The 22,515-nt window shown below is 58.1% G+C and carries 20 protein-coding genes and 1 riboswitch; of the genes, 6 read left to right on the forward strand and 14 right to left on the reverse strand.

Annotation, left to right across the window (positions count from 1 at the left end; translation table 11 throughout):
* Nucleotide 1: 1 nt before the first annotated feature.
* From KZZ06_RS04960 to KZZ06_RS04985, 6 genes are all read right to left on the reverse strand, one after another.
* Nucleotides 2–841, reverse strand: a complete 840-nt coding sequence (locus KZZ06_RS04960) for an ABC transporter permease (RefSeq protein WP_219579283.1) — start codon at nucleotides 839–841, stop codon at nucleotides 2–4.
* On the reverse strand, nucleotides 838–1,704 hold the full coding sequence (locus KZZ06_RS04965; RefSeq protein ID WP_219578936.1) for an ABC transporter permease: 867 nt from the start codon (nucleotides 1,702–1,704) through the stop codon (nucleotides 838–840). The genes KZZ06_RS04960 and KZZ06_RS04965 overlap by 4 nt, the downstream gene beginning before the upstream one ends.
* Before the next feature lie 69 nt (nucleotides 1,705–1,773).
* Entirely contained in the window at nucleotides 1,774–2,556 is a 783-nt protein-coding gene (locus tag KZZ06_RS04970) for an ABC transporter ATP-binding protein (RefSeq protein ID WP_219578937.1), read from the reverse strand.
* A 110-nt stretch (nucleotides 2,557–2,666) separates the two neighbouring features.
* Entirely contained in the window at nucleotides 2,667–4,127 is a 1,461-nt protein-coding gene (gene hydA / locus KZZ06_RS04975) for a dihydropyrimidinase (protein ID WP_219578938.1), read from the reverse strand.
* 77 nt (nucleotides 4,128–4,204) lie between these two features.
* Nucleotides 4,205–4,528: a hypothetical protein gene (locus KZZ06_RS04980; RefSeq protein WP_219578939.1), complete on the reverse strand. Its 324-nt coding sequence runs from the start codon at nucleotides 4,526–4,528 to the stop codon at nucleotides 4,205–4,207.
* 64 nt (nucleotides 4,529–4,592) lie between these two features.
* Nucleotides 4,593–5,843: a Zn-dependent hydrolase gene (locus tag KZZ06_RS04985; RefSeq protein WP_219578940.1), complete on the reverse strand. Its 1,251-nt coding sequence runs from the start codon at nucleotides 5,841–5,843 to the stop codon at nucleotides 4,593–4,595.
* A gap of 207 nt (nucleotides 5,844–6,050) precedes the next feature.
* Between KZZ06_RS04985 and KZZ06_RS04990 the strand changes: the two genes are divergently transcribed.
* Both KZZ06_RS04990 and KZZ06_RS04995 read left to right on the forward strand, forming a co-directional pair.
* Entirely contained in the window at nucleotides 6,051–6,635 is a 585-nt protein-coding gene (locus tag KZZ06_RS04990; protein ID WP_219579284.1) for a TetR family transcriptional regulator C-terminal domain-containing protein, read from the forward strand.
* A gap of 112 nt (nucleotides 6,636–6,747) precedes the next feature.
* Nucleotides 6,748–7,218: a hypothetical protein gene (locus tag KZZ06_RS04995; protein WP_219578941.1), complete on the forward strand. Its 471-nt coding sequence runs from the start codon at nucleotides 6,748–6,750 to the stop codon at nucleotides 7,216–7,218.
* A gap of 6 nt (nucleotides 7,219–7,224) precedes the next feature.
* On the opposite strand, the gene preA is transcribed toward KZZ06_RS04995, so the two are convergent.
* The gene (gene preA / locus KZZ06_RS05000; protein ID WP_219578942.1) at nucleotides 7,225–8,526 is read right to left on the reverse strand and encodes an NAD-dependent dihydropyrimidine dehydrogenase subunit PreA; all 1,302 of its coding nucleotides are present in this window, start codon (nucleotides 8,524–8,526) and stop codon (nucleotides 7,225–7,227) included.
* 22 nt (nucleotides 8,527–8,548) lie between these two features.
* The gene (locus KZZ06_RS05005; RefSeq protein WP_219578943.1) at nucleotides 8,549–9,871 is read right to left on the reverse strand and encodes an NAD(P)-dependent oxidoreductase; all 1,323 of its coding nucleotides are present in this window, start codon (nucleotides 9,869–9,871) and stop codon (nucleotides 8,549–8,551) included.
* 282 nt (nucleotides 9,872–10,153) lie between these two features.
* On the opposite strand from KZZ06_RS05005, the gene KZZ06_RS05010 reads away from it, so the two are divergent.
* Nucleotides 10,154–10,360 (forward strand): cold-shock protein, encoded by a 207-nt coding sequence (locus KZZ06_RS05010; protein WP_093917047.1) that lies wholly within the window; start codon nucleotides 10,154–10,156, stop codon nucleotides 10,358–10,360.
* A 48-nt stretch (nucleotides 10,361–10,408) separates the two neighbouring features.
* On the opposite strand, the gene KZZ06_RS05015 is transcribed toward KZZ06_RS05010, so the two are convergent.
* Entirely contained in the window at nucleotides 10,409–11,056 is a 648-nt protein-coding gene (locus KZZ06_RS05015; RefSeq protein WP_219578944.1) for an arylesterase, read from the reverse strand.
* A 48-nt stretch (nucleotides 11,057–11,104) separates the two neighbouring features.
* On the opposite strand from KZZ06_RS05015, the gene KZZ06_RS05020 reads away from it, so the two are divergent.
* The gene (locus tag KZZ06_RS05020) at nucleotides 11,105–11,773 is read left to right on the forward strand and encodes an ABC transporter ATP-binding protein (protein ID WP_219578945.1); all 669 of its coding nucleotides are present in this window, start codon (nucleotides 11,105–11,107) and stop codon (nucleotides 11,771–11,773) included.
* A complete protein-coding gene (locus KZZ06_RS05025; protein WP_219578946.1) occupies nucleotides 11,770–14,298 on the forward strand; it encodes an ABC transporter permease in 2,529 nt (842 codons plus the stop codon). Before KZZ06_RS05020 ends, KZZ06_RS05025 begins: the two co-directional genes overlap by 4 nt.
* Nucleotides 14,299–14,375: 77 nt before the next feature.
* Here the strand turns inward: KZZ06_RS05025 and gcvP are convergent, their stop codons facing one another.
* From gcvP to gcvT, 3 genes are all read right to left on the reverse strand, one after another.
* On the reverse strand, nucleotides 14,376–17,219 hold the full coding sequence (gene gcvP, locus KZZ06_RS05030) for an aminomethyl-transferring glycine dehydrogenase (RefSeq protein ID WP_219578947.1): 2,844 nt from the start codon (nucleotides 17,217–17,219) through the stop codon (nucleotides 14,376–14,378).
* A 67-nt stretch (nucleotides 17,220–17,286) separates the two neighbouring features.
* A complete protein-coding gene (gcvH, locus tag KZZ06_RS05035) occupies nucleotides 17,287–17,646 on the reverse strand; it encodes a glycine cleavage system protein GcvH (RefSeq protein ID WP_219578948.1) in 360 nt (119 codons plus the stop codon).
* An 18-nt stretch (nucleotides 17,647–17,664) separates the two neighbouring features.
* Nucleotides 17,665–18,789, reverse strand: a complete 1,125-nt coding sequence (gene gcvT / locus KZZ06_RS05040) for a glycine cleavage system aminomethyltransferase GcvT (protein WP_219578949.1) — start codon at nucleotides 18,787–18,789, stop codon at nucleotides 17,665–17,667.
* Nucleotides 18,790–18,946: 157 nt separating this feature from the next.
* Nucleotides 18,947–19,033, reverse strand: a riboswitch (glycine riboswitch).
* A 136-nt stretch (nucleotides 19,034–19,169) separates the two neighbouring features.
* Here gcvT and KZZ06_RS05045 point away from each other — a divergent pair.
* Nucleotides 19,170–19,724 carry a gamma-glutamylcyclotransferase family protein gene (locus tag KZZ06_RS05045; RefSeq protein WP_219578950.1) on the forward strand — a complete coding sequence of 185 codons (555 nt, stop codon included), beginning with the start codon at nucleotides 19,170–19,172 and terminating at the stop codon, nucleotides 19,722–19,724.
* Here the strand turns inward: KZZ06_RS05045 and KZZ06_RS05050 are convergent.
* On the reverse strand, nucleotides 19,704–21,101 hold the full coding sequence (locus tag KZZ06_RS05050) for an MATE family efflux transporter (RefSeq protein ID WP_219578951.1): 1,398 nt from the start codon (nucleotides 21,099–21,101) through the stop codon (nucleotides 19,704–19,706). The genes KZZ06_RS05045 and KZZ06_RS05050 overlap by 21 nt on opposite strands.
* An 81-nt stretch (nucleotides 21,102–21,182) precedes the next feature.
* Nucleotides 21,183–22,508, reverse strand: a complete 1,326-nt coding sequence (gene gltX, locus KZZ06_RS05055; protein WP_219578952.1) for a glutamate--tRNA ligase — start codon at nucleotides 22,506–22,508, stop codon at nucleotides 21,183–21,185.
* Nucleotides 22,509–22,515: the final 7 nt, after the last annotated feature.

A 22,515-nucleotide genomic window follows, 5' to 3' on the forward strand; every position in this document is an offset into this window, starting at 1 on the left:
TTTAGTTTCGTTGACTTGGGTGCCAGAACGTCACTGCCTTTTCGATCAGTGACATGGCACCATAAAACGCCGACCCTGCAATTGCCGCCACGACAATCTCAGCCCAGACCAGATCAAGCGCAAGCTGTCCCACCGAAGTCGAGATGCGAAACCCCATCCCCCTGACAGGAGAGCCAAAAAATTCAGCAACAATCGCGCCAATAAGCGCCAGTGTCGTGCCGATTTTAAGACCATTGAACACGAAAGGCATAGCAGCAGGCAAGCGCAGCTTGAAAAGCGTAGACCAGTAGTTTGCGGCATAGGTCCGCATCAAATCGCGTTGCATGCTGTCGGTTGCCTGCAACCCCTGCACAGTGTTCACCAGCATCGGGAAAAACACCATGACAACCACGACAGCCGCTTTTGACTGCCAGTCAAAGCCGAACCACATCACCAAAATCGGGGCCATCCCGATGACAGGCAGCGCCGCCACGAAATTCCCGACAGGCAACAAACCACGTTGCAGAAACGGGAACCTGTCAATCGCCACCGCGATTAGAAATGCGGCACCACAGCCGATGACGTAGCCGGACAGCGCCCCTTTTAGCACGGTCTGAACAAAGTCGACCCACAGTATATCCAGCGAGGTGACAAAGCGTGCAGCAATGACCGACGGTGCGGGCAAAAGAACCGCCGAGATTTCCAACCCGCGCACGATACCTTCCCAGACTGCGATCAACGTTGCCCCAAAAATCAATGGCGCTGCGAAAGCGCTAACGCGTGAGGGGCGCATACGGGCCAACCTCACATTCACCCAGAACCCGAACGCCCACGCGACGGCGGCAAAGACCAACCAGATCATTGTGCCATCCCCATACGCTTCAATGATGCCCGTTGGATCAACCCGATGATCCCCACCAACAACGCCGCCAACGCCGCGGCCATGATCAACGCGCTCCATATCTGGATCGTCTGACCATAATAACTACCCGCCAGCAGACGTGCACCCAAACCGGCAACCGCACCCGTAGGAAGCTCCCCCACGATCGCGCCAACCAAGGATGCTGCCATGGCAATCTTAAGCGAGGTAAAGAAATACGGCATCGACGCAGGCAGCCGTAGTCTCCAAAAAGTTTGACTCGGGCTCGCGTGCCAGGTCCGCATTTGATCCAACTGCATCTGTTCCGGACTGCGCAGCCCTTTGACCATCCCGACGACGACGGGGAAGAACGACAGATACATGCTGATCATCGCTTTGGGCAACAGCCCGGAAATCCCGACGGCGTTCAGCACCACAATAATCATCGGCGCAATCGCCAGAATGGGAATTGTCTGGCTGGCAATCACCCACGGCATCACCGACATGTCCATCGTCCGGTTAAACACGATGCCCACAGCCAGCAATGTGCCCAGCACCGTGCCCAACCCGAACCCCAGCAAGGTCGCACTCAGCGTAACCCACGAATGATAGATCAGCGACCGCTTGGACGTGATCTTTTTCTCAACTGTGGTGCTCCATATCTCGGCGGCCACCTGATGTGGCGCGGGCAGCTTTGGCTTTTTCTGCGCCCATGTATCTTTGATCAAGGACGATGTCGTAACCACCTCCCCCGACCGCGTCGCCTTGTCATAAGTCCAATCCGCGTTCAGCCAGACGGCCGCCGCATACCAGATCACCAACAGCAACCCAACGACGGTTAAAACCGGGGCAAAGCTCTGCTTCACAAGACGCACCCCCGCTTCTCTGGCTCAAAAATATCCTCCCCGAAGGGTCGGCTTGCCACGAACCCGCACTCAGTCATCTGCATGCCCCGCCCGCAATCCTTCGCGTACACGGTGCGCGATCTCCAAGAACTCCGGCGTTTCGCGAATTTCCAAGGGCCGCTCTTTCGGCAAGGTGCTTTCAATCACGTCGGTAATCCGACCCGGTCTCGGGCTCATCACAACAATCTTCGTGCTCAGATACACCGCCTCGGGGATGGAATGCGTCACAAATGCAATCGTCTTTTCCGTCCGCGCCCAAAGTCGCAACAACTGCTCGTTCAGGTGATCGCGCACGATCTCGTCCAGCGCGCCAAACGGTTCGTCCATCAGCAAAATATCGGCATCAAAGGCCAATGCGCGCGCGATGCTTGCCCGTTGCTGCATGCCACCAGACAGTTGCCAGGGGAATTTCTTTTCAAACCCAGACAGCTCCACAAGCTCCAGCACACGCGCCACACGCTCGACCTGATCCGCTTTGGAATATCCCATAATCTCAAGCGGCAACCGGATATTCCCCCCGATCGTGCGCCAAGGATAAAGCCCTGCAGCCTGAAACACATATCCATAGGCCCGCGCCATCCGTGCATCTGCGGCACTGACGCCGTTAACTGTAATTGACCCGCCTGTGGGCTGCTCCAAATCCGCCATACACCGCAAAAATGTTGTCTTCCCGCAGCCTGATGGCCCGATAAAACTAACAAAGTCGCCCTTCTCGATATCCAGAGACACATCCTTAAGCGCGTGCACCGGGCCATCGTTGGTCTCAAATGTCAGAGATAGGGTCTTAGCAGAAATCACAGGGGCAGACGTCATAGGGTCCGCCCCTTACCTAGTGTATGTTGTGCTCGCATTACGGCTGGCCTCTTTCTTCATTCTATCGACACGGCAGCAATGCTGCCGCGCCACGCGGGGACAATTCTGGCTTAGATGCCCGCAGGGATATTCAAGGGATCGCGCTGGATCATCTTCGGCGCAGTTAGCTCTTTCCATTTGCTAAGCGCAATATTGGCCGACGGGAACGCAGGCCGTGGTACGAACCGCCCCCGACCCGGATTTGGCTGCGAATTTTGGCCCCACGCCCAAATCACCTCGCCCCGGCTCAGCGTATAGCGGCTTTGTGCGGTGACGTTGAAACCCTCAAACACGTTGTAATCCAGCACAGAATGATGATTGGTAGGCGAAATTGTTTTGCTGATCTTCGGGTCCCAAACAACAATATCCGCATCAGCCCCTTCGACAATGGCACCCTTACGCGGATAGATATTCAGGATTTTTGCAACATTGGTCGATGTCGCCGCAACAAATTCATTCGGTGTCAAACGGCCCGTTTCAACCCCTTCGGTCCACAAAACGGCAAGCCGCTCCTCAAGGCCGTTCGACCCGTTTGGAATGATCCGAAAATCATCCTTGCCCGCACGTTTTTGCGCTGTGGAAAACGCCGCGTGGTCCGTTGCCACAACCTGCAAGGATCCCGATTGCAAACCGGCCCACAGACTGTCCTGATGATCCTTCGACCGGAAGGGCGGCGACATCACCCGCCGCGCCGCATGGTCCCAATCCTTGTTGAAATATTCGGATTCGTCCAAAGTCAAAAACTGGATCAACGGCTCCCCATAAACCCGCATACCCTTTTGCCGCGCGCGCCGGATCGCCTCGTGGGTCTGCTCGCAGGACACATGCACAATATACAACGGAACACCGGCAGTATCCGCGATGGTGATCGCTCGGTTCGCCGCTTCACCCTCCAACTCCGGCGGGCGGGAATAGGCATGACCCTCGGGCCCCGTGATCCCTTGATCGAAATACTTTTGCTGCAACTCAGCAACTAGGTCACCGTTTTCAGCATGCACCATGGGCAACGCACCCAACTCGGCACAGCGCTTGAATGACGCAAACATCTCGTCGTCCTCGATCATCAACGCGCCCTTGTAGGCCATGAAATGCTTGAACGAATTGACACCCATATCCACGGCATCTTTCATCTCGTTGAAAACATTCTCGTTCCAACCGGTGATCGCCATGTGATACCCGACGTCAGAACAAATCTGAGGCGCGGATTTACGATGCCACTCGTTGATCGCATTCTTGATCGACCCGTCCGCGCTCGGCAGACAGAAATCGACGATCATCGTTGTGCCACCCACGGCAGCGGCCCATGTCCCGCTTTCGAAAGTCTCAGCCGCGGTCGTGCCCATAAAGGGCATTTCAAGATGGGTATGCGGATCAATACCACCCGGAATGACATAGGCACCCTCGGCGTCGATATACTCGTCCCCCACAAGGTTCTCGCCAATCCGCGCGATCGTCTCGCCTTCAATCAGAACGTCCGCTTTCCACGTCCTGTCAGCCGTACAAACCAGTCCGCCTTTGATTACCTTGCTCATCTCAACTCTCCCGTCTTATGTCTTATTCCAAATGGATCAAAATCCCGGGGGCGTGGGGGCTGGCCCCCACACACCGCTCAAACCGATCCAAAACACCCCAATGCCGGGCCGTGGACACCGATGTCCAGCGGGCCAAAATCGCTCTCAACACATAGCGAAAAATACCCCGCCCGCGGCATGTAAACGACGCGGTATGTCCCATCACCCCGAGATACCGACCAACATAGCTGCGTAATCCCGCCGCTAAAATTCACCTTGATCTGCCGCGGCTGCCGTAGCGTCTTGCGAAAGGCCTCTGCCGTGCGGCGAAAAACCATATCTTGGCTCTGCATGGCCTCAACAAGCTCCGCTTCGATCAAAGCAGAAATCCGGTCCCCAATCGAAAGATCCCGTTCTAACATCACGCGCCACCACGGAATTTTTGAAAATTCCGGCCCGTTTTCTTCAAAATAAAACGATCCCGCCTCACCCGATGATCTCCGCAGTTTCCAGCACCGCGTGCAGCAAAACATCCGCGCCCGCCTTCGCCCAATCCTTGGTGATCTCTTCTGCTTCGTTGTGGCTTAGACCGTCTACGCAGGGGCACATAACCATCGCCGTAGGGGCGACGCGGTTGATCCAACAGGCATCATGACCCGCGCCCGAGATTAGATCCATGTGACTATAACCCAAACGCTCTGCCGCCGACCGCACGGCCGTCACACAGCCTTCGTCAAATGCAACAGGATCAAATCCGCCCACCTTTTCAAACTCAACCTCCAGCCCCATGTCATCCGCAATCTTCTGGCCCTTCACCCGCAACTGCGCCTCCATTTCCTCGATCACCAACAGGTCGGGCGATCTGAAATCTACGGTGAAGACGACCTTACCCGGGATCACATTGCGAGAGTTCGGGTAGACATCAATATGCCCTGCAGCACCTACAGCGTGGGGCGCATGCGCCCATGCGATTTCGTCCACAGCCTCCAAAATCCGTGCCATCCCTAGCCCTGCATTCTTGCGCAAAGGCATCGGGGTCGATCCGGTATGCGCGTCCTTCCCCGTAACGGTCACCTGTGTCCAGGACAGACCCTGACCGTGGGTCACAACGCCAATATCTTTGCCTTCGGCCTCCAGAATAGGCCCTTGTTCAATATGCAGCTCAAAGAACGCATGCATCTTGCGCGCGCCGACTTCCTCATCGCCCCGCCAGCCGATCCGGTTCAGCTCATCGCCAAACGTCAGCCCTTTGGCATCGGTCCTGTCATATGCCCAATCTTGGGTATGAATACCCGCAAAAACCCCCGATGACAGCATCGCAGGCGCATAACGCGTGCCCTCTTCGTTGGTCCAGTTTGTCACCACCACAGGGTGCTTTGTCTTGATCCCCAGATCATTCATGGTGCGCAGAATTTCCAGCCCGCCAAGGACGCCAAGGACACCGTCATATTTGCCGCCCGTGGGCTGCGTATCCAGATGTGATCCAACATAGACCGGCAGGGCATCAGGGTCTGTGCCATCGCGCTGCGCAAACATATTGCCCATCTGATCAAGGCCCATGGTGCAGCCCGCGGCCTCGCACCATTTCTGGAACAGGGCGCGGCCTTCGGCATCCTCATCGGTCAAGGTTTGACGGTTATTACCGCCCGCCACGCCGGGTCCGATCTGGGCCATCTCATTCAGGCTATCCCACAAACGATCAGGATTGATCTTCAGGTTTTCACCGGGTGCGGCCATAGTGGGGCTCCTCATTTAGTCCAGCTTACGCATCACGAAAATTTTTACCATTTGGTAAATCCACGATTGCGGTTAGCCTTGTATCTGTCAAGAAATGCTTTCAAGAGAATCTATGTATGCTAACGTGCATGCTGATTTTTCAGGCACAGATGCAGAAAGAGATCCGCTTTGCCCGACGGCGTCCCGAAAAAACCAAGCCGCATTCAAATGCGCAACCGCCGTGTCATCCTTGATGCCGCGCTGAATGTATTTTCGCAGCATGGGTATCGGGGGGCCACCCTTGATCAAATCGCCGCCGAAGCGGGATTGAGCAAGCCGAATATCTTGTATTACTTCCAAGGCAAGGAACAGATTCACCTGACCCTTCTAAGCCAGTTGATGGAAACATGGCTGGACCCGCTGGTCGAACTGGACGCCGATGGTGACCCAAAGACCGAGATTCTGGATTATGTTCAGCGCAAGCTGGATATGGCCCGCGACCTGCCGCGCGAGAGCCGTTTGTTTGCCGGTGAAATTCTGCAAGGCGCGCCGCGCATCGGCCCCCGCCTAGAGAGCGACCTGAAACCCCTGTTCGACCAGAAATGCGCGGTGATCGCGGGTTGGGTCAAAGCAGGTAAAATTGCGGACATTGATCCACAGCATTTGATCTTTTCAATTTGGGCAACAACACAGCATTACGCGGATTTCGAAGCCCAGGTGACAGTCCTACTTGGCAATGCCACTGGCTCCAATGACACCGCATCGCAGCATTTGCGGGTGATGTTCGGCAAGATGCTCTGCGTCAATAATTGATTAACTGACTTCCCAAATAACAGGTGATTTTGACGTCTGATTAAGACAGGCTGACAGTTAGTTACTGCGTGGTGGCGGGCAACTTTAACTTTGGTTTATAGGAGTACGGAAAATGGCGTCTATCTCAACTGTCAGCACTTTGCTACCGCCTCAACATCATGCGGCCCCTGTTCAGGCGTCTATCAGCGCGGCAAACCCGCCGCCGGATATTGCACCGGTGTCGACCTCTTCCTCAAGCGGGGATAGCGGCGCATCCGCAGACAATGGGGCCAGCGCAGGACGCGGATCACAGGATGATTCCCGGGCGTGGATCAAGATCATCGACTCGGCTCCCTCCAACGCATCTGCCAAATCTGTGGTAGACGCAAAAGCCGAAGCCGCTGGACAAAAGCTGGCCGATGAAAACTTGCGCAACGCGAGTAAGGAAACCGGTAACGTCGTATTGTCAGATAACAAATACAACGCTTCCGAGCCCGATGGCGGGGCTGAATCGTCGCAGGCGACCCTGCCCAAAGCCGAGGGCCCGCTGCCTATCCCAACCGCAGACATCCTGCTGAAGTTCAAGAACAGTCGGGCACCCTAGGGTCAGCTACTCAGCTGCGGTGGCAGCTGGGTTGTTGGGATGCGTTGTCCAGTTGGCATAGTGAGGCTCAACAGCTTTTCCAGTACGCGGATCGGTAGCACCGGGGGCCATGGCTTCCATTGTGATGCAATCCTCGACCGGGCAAACATTGACGCACAGATTGCAGGCGACACATTCGTCATCAAGAACTGAGAACACGCGATCCTCGTCCATTGCGATCGCCTGATGCGACGTGTCTTCGCACGCGGCAAAGCATCGGCCACAAGAAATGCACAAGTCCTGGTTTATCTTGGCCTTGGCAATATAGTTCAGGTTTAGCTGATTCCAGTCGGTCACATTCGGGACCGCTTTGCGGACCAGTTGATCGACCGAAGTCATGCCTTTTTCATCCATGTATTCAGACAGACCGCTGATCATCTCTTGGACGATTTTGAACCCGTAGGTCATGGCGGCCGTACACACCTGCACGTTGCCAGCACCAAGGGCGATGAATTCCGCCGCATCGCGCCATGTGGTGACCCCGCCGATCCCGCTGATCGGCATATTTGCCAAGCCGGGGTCGCGGGCGATTTCTGCGACCATATTCAACGCAATTGGCTTTACCGCCGGGCCGCAATAGCCGCCATGCGCGCCCTTGCCGTCAATGGTGGGTTCCGGCGCGAACAAATCCAAATCCACTGATGTAATCGAATTGATCGTGTTGATCAGACTGACGGCATCGGCCCCGCCGCGCTGCGCCGCCTCGGCGGGTTTGCGAATGTCCGCGATATTCGGTGTCAGTTTAACGATCACGGGCATCCGCGTGCTCGCCTTGACCCACCGTGTGACCATTTCGATATATTCGGGTACTTGGCCAACGGCCGCGCCCATGCCGCGTTCCGACATCCCATGCGGGCAGCCAAAGTTCAGCTCGACCCCGTCAGCGCCGGTTTCTTCGACCAAGGGCAGAATGTATTTCCACGGCTCTTCCTCGCAAGGCACCATAAGCGAAACCACCATAGCGCGGTCAGGATAATCACGTTTGACCGTTTTGATCTCTTGCAGGTTCAACGCTAAGGGGCGGTCGGTGATCAATTCGATGTTGTTTAACCCCAACAACCGACGGTCAGCACCATAGATAGCGCCATATCGCGGCCCGTTGACGTTAACCACGGCCGGATCAATGCCCAGCGTTTTCCAGACCACACCGCCCCAGCCCGCCTCAAAGGCGCGGCGCACGTTGTATTCCTTATCGGTTGGCGGCGCAGAGGCCAGCCAGAATGGGTTTGGGCTTTTGATACCCACGAATTCGCTTCTTAGATCCGCCATTTGCTTTCTCCCCTCGGGTGGTTCAACCCACCAATGTCATGTGAATATCCATCGCCGCATCGCGCCCTTCGGCAACGGCAGTCACGGTCAGATCGTCGCCTCCGCTGGCGCAATCGCCGCCCGCCCAGACACCATCAACACTGGTGCGCCCTGCGTCATCGACCTTGATCTTGCGCCCCTCAAGGGCTGGCAATGCGTCCCCTTGCAGCGTTTGACCGATGGCCTTGAACACCTGATCCGCAGCAAGGCGCAGCATCTGCCCGGTACCTTGCATGTCCGCGTCGACATATTCGAATTCGATCTCGCGCACGGCACCGTTCCCATGCACAGCAACAGGCACGGCCTGGTTCACAATCCGCACACCCTTTGACGCGGCGAGGTCTTGTTCAAACACGCTTGCGTTCATCCGGTCACGACCACGACGGTACACCAGCGTCACATTCAACGCGCCCAACAGCTTGGCCTGAACCGCAGCATCAATCGCGGTCATACCGCCCCCGATCACCACAACATCACGCCCGATTGGCACCTGCGCCACATCACCAGCCTGACGCAGATCAGCGATGAAATCGACGGCATCCAAGACGCCATCCTTGTCCTCGCCTGTCGCGCCCAAGGCGTTTACACCGCCCAGCCCCATACCAAGGAACACAGCATCATAGTCGGCCTTTAGCCCTTCTAGGGTAATCTCTGCCCCCAAGGCAGATCCGGTCTGCATGGTGATCCCGCCAATCTGCATCAGCCAGTCGACCTCGGCCTGTGCGAAACCGTTGGGCGTTTTATAGGTCGCGATCCCGTATTCGTTCAGGCCACCGGGTTTCGGGCGCGCATCATGTACAACGACATCGTGACCCATCATCGCCAGACGGTGTGCACAAGACAGGCCAGCCGGACCGGCACCCACAACCGCGACGCGCTTGCCCGTGGGTGCCGCGCGTTCAAACGGGTGCTTGCCTTGTTGCTGTAAATGATCTGTCGCAAAGCGTTGCAGCTCTCCGATTTTCACCGGCTTGCCTTCGGCGATTTCGCGCACGCAGGCTTGTTCGCAGAGCTGTTCGGTCGGGCAAACGCGGGCGCACATGCCGCCCATGATGTTCTGGCTAAGAATGGTTTTCGCAGCGGCGTCAGGCGTGCCTGTTGCGATTTGCCGGATGAACAAAGGGATATCGATATCTGTCGGGCAGGCCGTAATACACGGCGCATCATGACAAAAGTAACACCGATCCGCCGCGACCAATGCCTCGTGTGGATCAAGGGGGGGGTGAAGATCGGAAAACTGATCGGCATAGGCCGACGCCTCTAGTCGCCCTGCCGTAATACCCGGCTCAAACATTTTCTGCGACATTGATACACCTCTGCTGTCACCTGCTGTTGTTTGAACGGTGCAACGGAATGATTTTTTTATCAACTGGTAAAATTATTTCAAAGTTGTGAAATTTCGTGCGCAACTGCCCGCCGATAGAGCGTTGCGCGACAAAAACCCTTGATTTTAGAAAGGGTGCTGGCAATATTCTCGTGCGACGCGAAAAACTTTCGACCTCTTCGGCTTTTGCCACGGTTCGATCAAGTTATGACCGGGCCACGCTGCCGCATAATGCGGGCAGCCCAAAGACAGGAGAAACGGCGCATGGCAACTGGCACCGTAAAATGGTTTAACACAACCAAGGGTTATGGATTTATCGCGCCTGATGGCGGCGGCAAGGACATCTTTGTTCACATCTCGGCGGTAGAGCGTGCGGGCCTGACGGGTCTGGCGGACAACCAAAAAGTGACCTTCGACATCGAAGATGGCCGTGATGGTCGCGAAAGCGCTGGCAACATCGCCCTCGCGTAAATCTGACGCGCCTATATCAAGACAGTTGCGGGCATTTCGGTGCCCGTTTTAGTGCGCTTTGATATCTTCGATCAGGGCTAGCACCTTTGGGCCCATCGCAGTGACGATTTTCGCCACGCCTTCCTTGTTCGGATGCACCCCATCGGATTGGAAAAACGCTTGGGCCTGCGAAAGCTCTGGCAGTTTTCCATCAACCGCCAATCCGGCAAAAAAGCTGTTCAGGAATTCGGCCCCGTATTGCTCAGCCAGTTCTGGGTAGAGCGCGTCGAACGCGGATTTGTATTCCGGCCCATAGTTTCCCGGGGCTGTCATACCGACAAGTAATACTTCGACTTCGGCGGTTTGGGCCGCATCTAAAATGCCATCGATATTGGCGCGGCTGACGGCGGGGTCCAGCCCGCGCAGCACATCATTACCGCCAAGCGCCACGATCATCCCGTCAACATCAGGCGTCAGGGTCCAGCCAACACGGCTTAGCCCGCCGGCTGTGGTATCGCCCGACACCCCCGCATTCACCAGCTTCACATCTGCGCCATTCTCATCCAGCCAGGTCTGCAATTGCGGCACCAAACCATCCTCGGCGGGCAGGCCGTAGCCTTGCGTCAGGCTGTCACCCAATGCTGCTATTACAATAGGCTCGGCCGCGACACAGCCTGCTAAAACCGTAACAAAGCCAGCTAAAACCTTGTGCATCATTGCGAAAACTCCATATCCAACAGGAACCACCAACAAAAAGGCAGCCCAATGACCGACCCGGTGTTCCAACTTCAAGATGCGTCCCTGAAACTGAATGGCAATGCCGGACAAGTAGAAATCCTACATGGGATCACTTTGGGTGTAGCACAAGGTGAAACGGTCGCCCTTACCGGCCCCTCCGGTTCCGGCAAATCATCGCTGCTGATGGTCATGGGCGGGCTCGAGCAAGCCACAGGCGGCACCGTGCGCGCCTTGGGCCAAGACCTAACCGCCATGAGCGAGGATGGATTGGCCAAATTCCGGCGGGGACGCATGGGCATCGTGTTTCAATCCTTCCACCTGATCCCCACCATGACCGCACTGGAAAATGTCGCCACCCCGCTAGAGCTGAACGGCGTCCCCGATGCGTTCGAGCGGGCCGAGGCTGAACTGATCGCCGTCGGCCTTGGGCACCGCCTGAACCATTATCCCGCGCAAATGTCAGGCGGTGAACAGCAGCGTGTTGCGCTTGCCCGCGCCTCTGCCCCACGGCCAGCGATTTTGTTAGCGGATGAACCCACCGGCAATCTGGACAGCACAAACGGTGCCGCAATCATGGAGCTGCTGTTTGATCTGCGCGAAAAATACGGGGCGACGCTGGTGCTGGTGACCCACTCTGACGAACTGGCCGCGCGCTGTGACCGAGTCGTGACCCTGACCGACGGTCGCATCGTATGAGCCTTTCTCTTGCGACCCGCTTTGCCCGCCGCGAAATGCGCGGGGGGCTGCGGGGGTTTCGCCTGTTTCTGGCCTGCCTTGCCTTGGGTGTTGCTGCGATTGCTGCCGTCGGCTCTGTTCGGTCCGCGATCGAGGGCGGATTGCAGCGCGAGGGTGCCGCGCTACTTGGCGGCACCGCCGAGCTTGATTTCACCTATCGTTTTGCCACTGCGGATGAACGCGCATGGATTGATGCGCAGGCCACCGATGTATCAGAGGTGGTTGAATTTCGGTCCATGGCTGTTGTCGGCGATGGGGCCGCCGCAGATCGCGCACTAACGCAGATCAAAGGGGTGGATGATCTTTACCCCCTTGTTGGTACAATGGCGCTGGACCCCGAAATGCCGCTTGAACAAGCACTTGCCCACACGGATGGCTTGTCTGGTGCGGTGATGGAACGTGCGCTGTCGGACCGGCTGGGCCTTTCCCCCGGTGACGAGTTCAAACTTGGCACCAAGGAATTTCGCCTGACCGCCCTGATCCTGCGCGAACCCGATAGTGCCGCCAGCGGCTTTGCCCTTGGGCCACGGACGTTGTTGCGCACAGAAAGTCTGGATGGTGCGGGGCTACTGTCGGCTGGCACCTTGTTTAATTCAAAATACCGGATGCTTTTGCCGCCTGAAACGGACCTCGACCAGTTGAAAAACGCCGCGCAGTTGCGGTTCGAAAACAGCGGCATGCGCTGGACTGACGCCCGCAACGGTGCCCCCGGTGTGTCGCGCTTTGTCGAACGTCTGACGGCATTCCTCGTGCTGGTTGGTTTGTCCGGCCTTGCCGTGGGTGGTGTCGGCGTATCTGCGGCCGTGCGGTCCTATCTGAATGGCAAGACCGAGGTGATCGCGACCCTGCGTGCCCTTGGGGCCGACCGCGCCACCATCTTTCAAACCTATTTCATCCAGATCGGATTACTGTCTTTGCTTGGCGTTGCCATTGGCGTGATCCTGGGGGCCATCGCTCCGCTTGTTTTTGCGCCGCTTATTTCGGCCCGCCTGCCGATCCCTGCCGCCTTTTCAATCTATCCGGCACCCTTGATCGAGGCGGGAATTTACGGCCTGTTAACCGCCTTTGCCTTCACCCTTTGGCCACTTGCCCGTAGTGAGAATATTCGCGCAGCCACGTTGTTTCGCGATGCGTGGGACGGGGCGGCACGTTTCCCTGCGCCGCGCTATATCGTGGTCATCGCACTGACCGTCGCGCTTTTGGTCGCATTGGCGGGGTGGTTCAACGGCAGCTGGATGCTGACGCTGTGGACACTGGGTGGGATTGCCGGTGCCTTGCTTATCCTGACTTTGGCCGCCGCAATTGTGCGTTTTCTCGCGCAACGTGCCGCGCATTTGGCACGCGGGTATCCGCAGGTCCGTTGGGCCCTGACCGCCATTGGCGGCAACGCTGAAGGGGCCAGCGCCGTGGTGCTGTCACTTGGCCTTGGGTTGTCGGTTCTGGCAGCGGTCGGACAAATAGATGGCAACTTGCGACAGGCCATTTCAGGCAACCTGCCGGACATCGCGCCATCGTACTTCTTTGTCGATATCCAAAAAGACCAGATCGACGGCTACACCAAACGGCTGACCGATGATCCGGCTGTCAGCCGTATCGACAGCGCGCCGATGCTGCGCGGCGTGGTGACACAGATCAACGGACGCCCCGCCAAAGATGTGGCAGGCGATCACTGGGTCGTGCGTGGTGATCGCGGCGTGACCTATGCCGCCACACCGGGCAAGGATGCCATCATCACCGCCGGTGAATGGTGGGCACCCGATTACACCGGCCCCCCGCTGATCAGTTTTGCCGCCGAAGAGGCCGAGGAAATCGGTCTGAGCCTTGGCGACACCCTGACCATCAACGTATTGGGCCGCGACGTCACCGGCACGATTGCCAGCTTTCAAGAGGTCGATTTTTCCACCGCAGGCATCGGCTTTATCCTGACGATGAACCCAGCCGCACTCGAAGGGGCACCGCATACATTCATCTCGACCGTCTATGCCGAACCAGAGGCCGAAGCCGCGATCCTGCGCGATATCGCCACCGCCTATCCCAACATCACCGCAATTCGCGTGCGCGACGCCATTGACCGCGTGGCCGCAGTGCTGGCAGGGCTGGCAGCCGCCACATCATACGGCGCAGCGGCGACCCTGTTGACGGGGTTTCTGGTGTTGATTGGTGCGGCGGCTGCTGGCGCTGATGCACGCCGCTACGAGGCCGCATTGCTCAAAACACTGGGCGCATCCCGCCGCGCCATCGCAACCAGCTTTTTGCTGCGGGCCGCTCTTTTGGGGCTGTTTGCCGGGGCCGTCGCCCTGCTTGCCGGTATTTTGGGTGGCTGGGCCGTCAGCCGTTTCGTGATGGAAACACAGTTCAGTGTCATCTGGCCCTCGGCCATATTGATCATTGTAGGTGGTGCGTTGGCGTCCGTCCTGGCCTCGCTGGGGTTTGCCGTCAAAGCGTTGAATGCCCGCCCCGCACAGGTGCTACGCGCCCGAGAATAGCGTCGCCGCTGCAATCGCCTGTTTCGTCCAATAGGGCTGCGCCTGCGCATGGGTTTTAGCCACGCGCAGGTGCGTAATTATTCTGCCGCTTCTGCGTAGTCTTCCATCGGGGGGCAGGTGCAGATCAGGTTCCGGTCGCCATGCACATTGTCCACGCGATTAACCGGTGGCCAGTATTTGTCCACGCGGAACGCACCGGGGGGGAAACACCCCTGTTCGCGGGTGTAGGGCAGGTCCCAATCGCCCACCAGATCCTCGACCGTGTGCGGCGCGTTTTTCAGCGTGTTATTCTCCCGCGGCATATCGCCGTTTTCAATCGCACGTATTTCTTCGCGGATCGCCAACATCGCATCACAGAACCGATCCAGCTCGGCTTTGGTCTCGGATTCCGTCGGCTCGACCATCAGCGTACCTGCAACAGGAAAGCTCATCGTGGGGGCGTGGAAACCCGCATCGATCAGACGCTTGGCGACATCATCAACCGTGACACCTGCGCTTTCCTCGAACGGGCGCACGTCAAAGATACATTCATGCGCGACCCGACCTGTCGGTCCTTTGTACAGCACGTCATAGGCCCCTTCGAGCCGTTTCGCGATGTAGTTGGCGTTCAGGATCGCAACCCGCGTCGCCTGCGTCAGCCCGTCACCGCCCATCATCAGGCAATATGACCACGAAATCGGCAGCAAGGATGGCGAACCATATGGTGCCGCAGACACCGCGCCCTCTCCGCCATTCGGATGACCCGGCACATGGGGGATCAGGTGCGATTTGACACCAATCGGCCCCATGCCGGGGCCACCGCCGCCATGCGGAATGCAGAACGTCTTGTGCAGGTTCAGGTGGCTGACATCGCCGCCCACATCCCCTGGACGGGCAAGCCCGACCATCGCGTTCATATTGGCCCCGTCGATATAGACCTGACCACCATGGTCATGGGTGATACGGGTAACTTCGGTTACCGTTTCCTCGAACACGCCGTGGGTCGAGGGATAGGTGATCATGCAGCCCGCCAGGTTTTCGCTGTGCTTTTCAGCCTTTTCGCGGAAGTCGTCCAAATCGATATCGCCATTGGCCGCGGTTTTGATCACGACCACCTTCCAGCCGACCATATTGGCGCTGGCGGGGTTCGTCCCATGCGCCGACATCGGGATCAGACAGATGTTGCGATGCCCTTCGCCATTGGCGCGGTGATAGGCAGCAATGGCCAGCAGCCCCGCATATTCACCCTGCGCGCCCGAATTGGGCTGCATGGAAATCGCGTCATAGCCGGTGATATCGCACAGCTTGGCCGACAGATCGTCGATCATGTGTTTATACCCAAGCGCCTGATCTTGGGGCACAAACGGGTGGATCATCGAAAATTCGCGCCAGCTGACAGGCATCATTTCCGCGGCTGAATTCAGCTTCATCGTGCACGACCCCAGCGGGATCATCGCGCGGTCCAACGCCAGATCGCGGTCAGCCAGACGACGCATATAGCGCATCATCTCGGTCTCGGCGCGGTTCATGTGGAAAATCGGATGGGTCAGATATTGGCTCTCGCGGATCATCTGATCGGGGAAACGATACTGCGCCTCGAATTTTTCGTCCGTGCGCAGGATGCCAAAGGCACGCCAGACCGCTTCGATGGTCGCAGAGACGCTGCGTTCGTCCAGCGTGATGCCGACGCGGGTTTCGCCAACGCGGCGCAGGTTGATGCCTTCGTCTACGGCGGACTTCATCACAGCTGCCTGCAAGGGGCCAACGTCAACGGTGATCGTGTCAAAAAACGCCTGCGGATCGACCTTGAACCCGGCTTCCTCTAACCCGTTCGCCAAACGCACAGTCTTGCGGTGGATGCGCTGCGCAATCGCTTTCAAGCCTTCCGGTCCGTGGAACACCGCATACATCGACGCCATCACAGCCAGCAAAGCCTGCGCCGTACACACGTTCGATGTCGCCTTTTCGCGGCGGATATGCTGCTCGCGGGTTTGCAGGGACAACCGATAGGCGCGGTTGCCATGTGCATCAATCGACACGCCTACAATTCGCCCCGGCATCGCGCGCTTATATGCGTCCTTGCACGCCATATAGGCGGCATGCGGGCCACCGTATCCTTCGGGCACGCCAAACCGTTGGGTTGAACCCACAGCAATGTCGGCCCCCATCGCGCCGGGCTCCTTCAGCAGGGTCAGCGCCATCGGGTCAGCTGTCACGACACCCAACGCACCAGCATCATGCAGCGCAGCGATATGCGATGTGAAATCACGCACATGCCCATAGGTGCCGGGATACTGGAACAACGCACCAAAGACGGCGCTCGCGTCCATCTTGTCAGGGTCCCCAATGATCACTTCAATATCCAATGGTGCCGCGCGCGTTTGGATCACGGCGATGTTCTGCGGATGGCAATCGCGATCAACAAAAAACGCCTTGGCCTTCGACTTTGCAACCCGCATCGCCATGGTCATCGCTTCGGCACAGGCTGTCGCCTCGTCCAGCAATGACGCATTGGCAATTTCAAGCCCTGTCAAATCACTGATCATGGTCTGGAAATTCAACAGCGCCTCAAGACGCCCCTGGCTGATCTCGGGCTGATAAGGCGTATAGGCCGTGTACCAGGCGGGGTTCTCAAAAATGTTGCGCTGGATTGCAGGCGGCGTGACCGTCCCGTGATACCCCTGCCCGATCAGCGACGTCAGCACCTTGTTCTTGCCCGCCACCACGCGCATGTGCTCAAGCACTTCGCGCTCGGACATGGGCTTGCCGAAATCCAACGGCTCTTTTTGCCGGATCTTGGCGGGCATTGTGTCGTCGATCAGCGCCGCAAGGCTTTGCGCCCCCACGGTCTTGAGCATCTCCGACATTTCCGCCGGAGACGGCCCGATATGTCTGCGGTTGGCAAAATCATACGGCAAATATTCGGTTGGCTTGAAAACCATGGCGCAACGCCCCTCATTCCAAATGGTCTAAAATCCCCGCCGGAGGCTCCGACGGGGGCAAATCGGTTTACCCGATGAATTTTTGATAGGCGGCTTCATCCATGAAATCGTCCATCTGGCTTGGATCAGACGCTTTCATCTTAAAGAACCACGCCTCGCCTTGCGGGTCGTCATTCACCATACCTGGATTGTCCGTCAGGGCACCGTTCACCTCGATGATCTCGCCATCGATAGGGGCCAGAATATCGGATGCGGCTTTGACGGATTCGATCACAACGACCTCGTCGTCTTTGCTGACGGTCACGCCTTCGGATGGCAGTTCCACAAACACCACATCGCCCAGCTGCTCTGCCGCGTGAATGGTGATGCCCACGGTGATTTCGTCGCCTTCAACGCGCAGCCATTCGTGTTCTTCAGTAAATATCATCTGTTCGTCCCTTGTTGATTATCGCTTAAAATTCGCCGCCACAAAGGGCAGCTTGGCCACACGCACAGGCAAACGCTTACCGCGCACCTCGCCCCACAGCGCGGTATCCACGCTGGCATATTCACTACCGACATAGCCCATAGCAACAGGTCCACCCACGGTCGGTCCAAAACTGCCCGAAGTAACACTGCCCACCAGCCGCCCGCCGGTTTCGGCATCGTAAAGCTGCGTGCCTTCGCGCATCGGCGCACGGCCTTCGGGGGCCAGCCCGACGCGCTTGCGCGCCACACCGTCCGCGAACGCCTTTTGCACCATTTCTGCACCCGGATAGCCGCCTGCACGCTCACCATCGGCACGGCGTACTTTTTGGATGGCCCAGTTCAAACTTGCCTCAACCGGGCTGGCCTGGGCATCAATGTCATTGCCATACAGGCACAAGCCCGCCTCAAGCCGCAGTGAATCCCGTGCGCCCAGCCCAATGGCCTCCACGCCTTCCAAGGCAAGCAAACGACGCGCGAGTGTCTCGGCATCCGCATCAGCCACGGAAATTTCAAACCCGTCTTCGCCGGTATATCCCGACCGCGATGCCCAGACCTCGATCCCGTCCAAATTCAATGTGCCAAAATCCATGAACCGCATATCCGCCGCCGCCGGATCCAGAGAGGCAACCGCCGCTGCCGCCGTGGGCCCTTGCAACGCAATCAATGCGCGATCGGTAATCGGCGTTACGGTCACATCAGGTTCAAGTGTGGCCTTCATCCGCGCGATATCCGCGCCTTTGCAGGCGGCGTTCACCACCACAAACAGATCATCACCGCGCCGGGCGAACATCAGATCATCCTCGATCCCGCCCGCATCATTGGTAAACAACCCATAGCGCTGCCGCCCATCGGCCAGCCCCAGCACATCCATCGGCACAAGCCTCTCGAATGCCGTCGCCACCGCGTCCCATGATGGGCCTGACAAGATCACCTGCCCCATATGGCTGACATCGAACAACCCGGCATCGCTGCGCGTATGCAGGTGTTCTTTCATGACGCCCATCGGGTATTGCACGGGCATCGAATACCCAGCAAAGGGCACCATTTTGCCACCCAGTTCCAGATGCAAATCGTATAGCGGGGTTTGATGCAAATCGCTCATGGTCTCAGGCCTTTTCTTTTCAAATCCAGAAGGCCTTTGACCAAACTGGCACTCAGCAGGCAGCACGATGCGACCCACAAAATGCCCCCTCTGTCCTTTCGCCTGAGATCGTTATCCCTTCGGCGGGTGCATGTGGCACCACTCTCCAGAGTGTTTCGGTCACGTAACGGTCCACTTGCCTGAGAGTTTCCGGGGCGGTTGCTCCTTCGGCACTGGGCTGTCCCAGTTCTCCCGTTACGGTGGCTATTGCTATGCCGGATCACAGCGCAGCGTCAAGCTAAGTCGCGCCTTTTCCTGCAATTGTTTTTCGCACTGCCGGTAGGTTATGCATCGCGCGCAGAGCAGTGGACATCCGCGCAATCATCGGCCAAAACACCCTAATGACACCGTATTTTTTCGGCTATGGCAGCCTCGTAAACCGCAACACCCACACCTATCCCGATGCGCGCCTTGCGCAGTTGCAGGGCTGGCGGCGGGTCTGGGTGCGCACCGCGTTGCGCGACATGGTTTTCCTCAGCGTTGAACCGGATCCCGGCACGACCATCGACGGGCTGGTGGCAGCCGTCCCCGGCGCGGATTGGGAGGCGCTTGATACCCGCGAAACCGGCTATGACCGCATCAGCTCCGGCGGCGCTGTGCTGCATGATATTCTGCCCTCCCCCGACATGGCGCATTATTCGATTGCCCCGAAAAACCAACAGCAAGGCGGCGATAACGCCATCCTGCTTAGCTATCTTGATGTGGTCGTTCAGGGTTTTCTACGCGAATATGGCACCGAAGGCGTGACGCGGTTTTTTGATACCACACGGGGCTGGGATGCCCCCGTGCTGAATGACCGTGCAGCGCCGCAGTATCCCCGCCACCAATCCCTGACCGCGCCGGAAAAAGCGCTCGTCGACGACAACCTGAACCGGTTAGCGGCGCAGGTGAAGTAGCGACATCAACCGGCCTTCGCGGCCGAACGCCTCGGGCCGTGGCCCTTTGGGTCGCCCGCCTGCCGCAATCAACCGCAGCGCCAACACCCAGGCAAACCCGCCAAACAAAATGCCCGCTGCCGCTTGCCCGATCAACACACCCGGCGCGCCGAACAAGGCGCTGCCCAGCCACACCAGCGGCACCATCCCAATCGTGTTGCGCCCCCAATTCGTGACCGTAGAATAATAGGGATGGCCCATGTTGTTGAACGCGGCGTTTGACACGAACAGCACCCCGTTAAAGAAAAACGCCAGCGACAGCGGGCCACAAAACAAAAATATTAACGTCATGGTGATACCATCGGCATCAAACAGCGCCGCCAACGGCCCGCGCGTCAGAAACAATCCGGCTGAAATTGTGACGATCACAATCGCCGCAAACAACACCCCCGCATTATAGGTGCGCTTGACCCGCCCCATATCGCCCGCGCCAAAGTTCTGGCCGATGATCGGCCCCACCGCCCCCGACAGCGCAAATATCACCGCAAAAGCCACCGGCATCATGCGGCTGACAATCGCCATTCCGGCGACCGCGTCTTCGCCATATGCCGCCATCGCGCGCGTGACATAGGCTTGGCCAACCGGCGTCGCCACTTGGGTCAAAATCGCAGGCACCGCAATGGCCAGCACGGGAAACAAGTCGCGCCACATGCCCGCAAGCTTGGGCCGCGCGATGCCGCCATAATGGCGCACAATCGGCATCAGCGCGGTATAGGCAATCACCACCCGCGCCACAAAAGATGCCAAGGCGGCACCGGTCAGATCAAGCTCAAAGCCAAAGATCAGGATCGGATCAAGGATCGCGTTCACAATCCCGCCCGCAATCGTTGCCATCATCGCGCGGCGGGCATCCCCATGGGCACGCAGAATGGCGCTGCCCATCATCCCCAACATCAAAAACGGCACCGATGGCACAACAATCTGCAAGAAATGCACGGCCAAATCCGCCGTCTCCCCCTGCGCGCCAACCAGATGCACCAACGGGTCCAGCGACAAAAACACCAAGACCGCAAACACCACCCCGAAAATCGCGCCATAACACAGCGCATGGGTGGTCCGCTCGCGCGCCAGTTCCATATCGCCCTGCCCCAAGGCCCGCGCCACCAAAGCCCCCGCGGCAATCCCCAGACCAATCCCGAACGAGGTGGTGAAAAACAAGATCGCACCAGCATAGCCGACAGCCGCCGCCAGTTCAGCCTTGCCCAGCATCGAAATGAAAATCATGTCGACAAAATCGACCAGAAACACAGCGACCAACCCGACCGACGCCAAAAGCGACATCGTCGCTACATGGCCGAACAGGTTGCCCGACAAAAATTTGGCGCGCCCGTCAGCCATGACACGCGCGCCCTATATTCATTTTGCCAAATAAACTCTCGCCGAAGGCTCCCGAACTTACGTCCAGGTGCCCGGTCAAATTCATCCGCGCGCCTTCACAACTTGCAAAAGTGGCAACACGGCAGCCATCTCGGGCCCGCGCGCTTGGCCGGTCAACGCCAGACGCAGCGGCATGAACAGCGTTTTACCTTTGCGCCCCGTCTTCTCTTTGACGGCGGCGGTCCAGGTGCTCCAGGTGGTTTCGTCAAACGCGCCCTCGGGCAGCATTGCCATGGCTTGCGCAATAAACTCTTTATCCTCATCGGCGATCACAGGCTCGGCCCCTTGGCTGAACATGTCCCACCAGCCTTTCAGGTCTTGCAGCGTGGTGATGTTTTCACGCGTGACCTGCCAGAACAGCGCCGCCTTGTCGTCGGGCACGCCGATCGCTGCGATATCATCCGCGACAGCCTCAAGCGGCAAGGTCTGCAAATAGCGGGCGGTCATCGGGAACAGGTCCTCGACGTCGAACTTGGTCGGAGCAGAGCTAAAGTGGCTGATGTCGAAACCGTCGATCAGTTCCTCCATGTTGGTGCGCAGCTCTACCGGGTCAGACGACCCGATCCGCGACAGCACACTCAGCAGCGCGAAAGGTTGAACACCACGCGCGCGCAGATCACGCAGGGCCAGCACGCCCAGACGTTTGGACAGGGCTTCGCCTTGCGGGCCGGTCAGCAGCGAATGGTGCGCGAACGAAGGGATAGTCCCGCCAAGCGCCTTCATGATCTGGATTTGTGTTGCCGTGTTGGTCACGTGATCCGATCCGCGCACCACATTGGTCACGCCCATTTCAGTATCATCGACAACCGACGCCAGCGTGTACAAAATCTGGCCGTCGGCACGGATCAGCACTGGGTCGGAAACCGATGCCGCATCAATCGAAATATCGCCCAGAATGCCGTCGTTCCATTCGATCCGTTCGTGATCCAGCTTGAAGCGCCAGACACCGGGGCCACGCTCTTCGCGCAGCTTGTTCTTTTCGGCTTCGGTCAGGTTCAGCGCGGCGCGGTCATAGACCGGCGGCTTGCCCATGTTCAGCTGTTTCTTGCGCTTGAGGTCCAGTTCTGTAGGCGTTTCCCACGCCTCATAGAAACGGCCCATCTCGCGCAGCTTGTCTGCCGCGGCGCGGTATTTGTCCAACCGTTCGGATTGACGCTCTACCCGGTCCCATTTCAGGCCCAGCCATGTCAGGTCTTCTTTCAGACCCTCGACGTATTCTTCCTTGCTGCGGATCGGATCGGTGTCGTCGATACGCAGAATAAAGGTGCCGCCATTCTTGCGGGCAATCAGATAGTTCATCAGCGCCGTGCGCAGGTTGCCGACGTGGATATAACCGGTGGGGGATGGGGCAAAGCGGGTGATGGTCATTGGGTTC

Source organism: Sulfitobacter sp. CW3, from assembly GCF_019392245.1.
Lineage (GTDB): Bacteria > Pseudomonadota > Alphaproteobacteria > Rhodobacterales > Rhodobacteraceae > Sulfitobacter.

Excerpts from the sequence above, each read along its gene's own strand:
- KZZ06_RS04995 (WP_219578941.1), top strand. The coding sequence starts at position 6,748 with ATGGCGTCTATCTCAACTGTCAGCACTTTGCTACCGCCTCAACATCAT.
- KZZ06_RS05025 (WP_219578946.1), top strand. The coding sequence starts at position 11,770 with ATGAGCCTTTCTCTTGCGACCCGCTTTGCCCGCCGCGAAATGCGCGGG.
- KZZ06_RS04960 (WP_219579283.1), bottom strand. The coding sequence starts at position 841 with ATGATCTGGTTGGTCTTTGCCGCCGTCGCGTGGGCGTTCGGGTTCTGG.
- KZZ06_RS05015 (WP_219578944.1), bottom strand. The coding sequence starts at position 11,056 with ATGATGCACAAGGTTTTAGCTGGCTTTGTTACGGTTTTAGCAGGCTGT.
- KZZ06_RS05050 (WP_219578951.1), bottom strand. The coding sequence starts at position 21,101 with ATGGCTGACGGGCGCGCCAAATTTTTGTCGGGCAACCTGTTCGGCCAT.
- KZZ06_RS05010 (WP_093917047.1), top strand. The coding sequence starts at position 10,154 with ATGGCAACTGGCACCGTAAAATGGTTTAACACAACCAAGGGTTATGGA.
- gcvP (WP_219578947.1), bottom strand. The coding sequence starts at position 17,219 with ATGGTTTTCAAGCCAACCGAATATTTGCCGTATGATTTTGCCAACCGC.
- KZZ06_RS04990 (WP_219579284.1), top strand. The coding sequence starts at position 6,051 with ATGCGCAACCGCCGTGTCATCCTTGATGCCGCGCTGAATGTATTTTCG.
- KZZ06_RS05020 (WP_219578945.1), top strand. The coding sequence starts at position 11,105 with ATGACCGACCCGGTGTTCCAACTTCAAGATGCGTCCCTGAAACTGAAT.
- hydA (WP_219578938.1), bottom strand. The coding sequence starts at position 4,127 with ATGAGCAAGGTAATCAAAGGCGGACTGGTTTGTACGGCTGACAGGACG.
- gcvT (WP_219578949.1), bottom strand. The coding sequence starts at position 18,789 with ATGAGCGATTTGCATCAAACCCCGCTATACGATTTGCATCTGGAACTG.
- KZZ06_RS05005 (WP_219578943.1), bottom strand. The coding sequence starts at position 9,871 with ATGTCGCAGAAAATGTTTGAGCCGGGTATTACGGCAGGGCGACTAGAG.
- KZZ06_RS04980 (WP_219578939.1), bottom strand. The coding sequence starts at position 4,528 with ATGTTAGAACGGGATCTTTCGATTGGGGACCGGATTTCTGCTTTGATC.
- KZZ06_RS04970 (WP_219578937.1), bottom strand. The coding sequence starts at position 2,556 with ATGACGTCTGCCCCTGTGATTTCTGCTAAGACCCTATCTCTGACATTT.
- KZZ06_RS05045 (WP_219578950.1), top strand. The coding sequence starts at position 19,170 with ATGACACCGTATTTTTTCGGCTATGGCAGCCTCGTAAACCGCAACACC.
- gcvH (WP_219578948.1), bottom strand. The coding sequence starts at position 17,646 with ATGATATTTACTGAAGAACACGAATGGCTGCGCGTTGAAGGCGACGAA.
- KZZ06_RS04985 (WP_219578940.1), bottom strand. The coding sequence starts at position 5,843 with ATGGCCGCACCCGGTGAAAACCTGAAGATCAATCCTGATCGTTTGTGG.
- gltX (WP_219578952.1), bottom strand. The coding sequence starts at position 22,508 with ATGACCATCACCCGCTTTGCCCCATCCCCCACCGGTTATATCCACGTC.
- preA (WP_219578942.1), bottom strand. The coding sequence starts at position 8,526 with ATGGCGGATCTAAGAAGCGAATTCGTGGGTATCAAAAGCCCAAACCCA.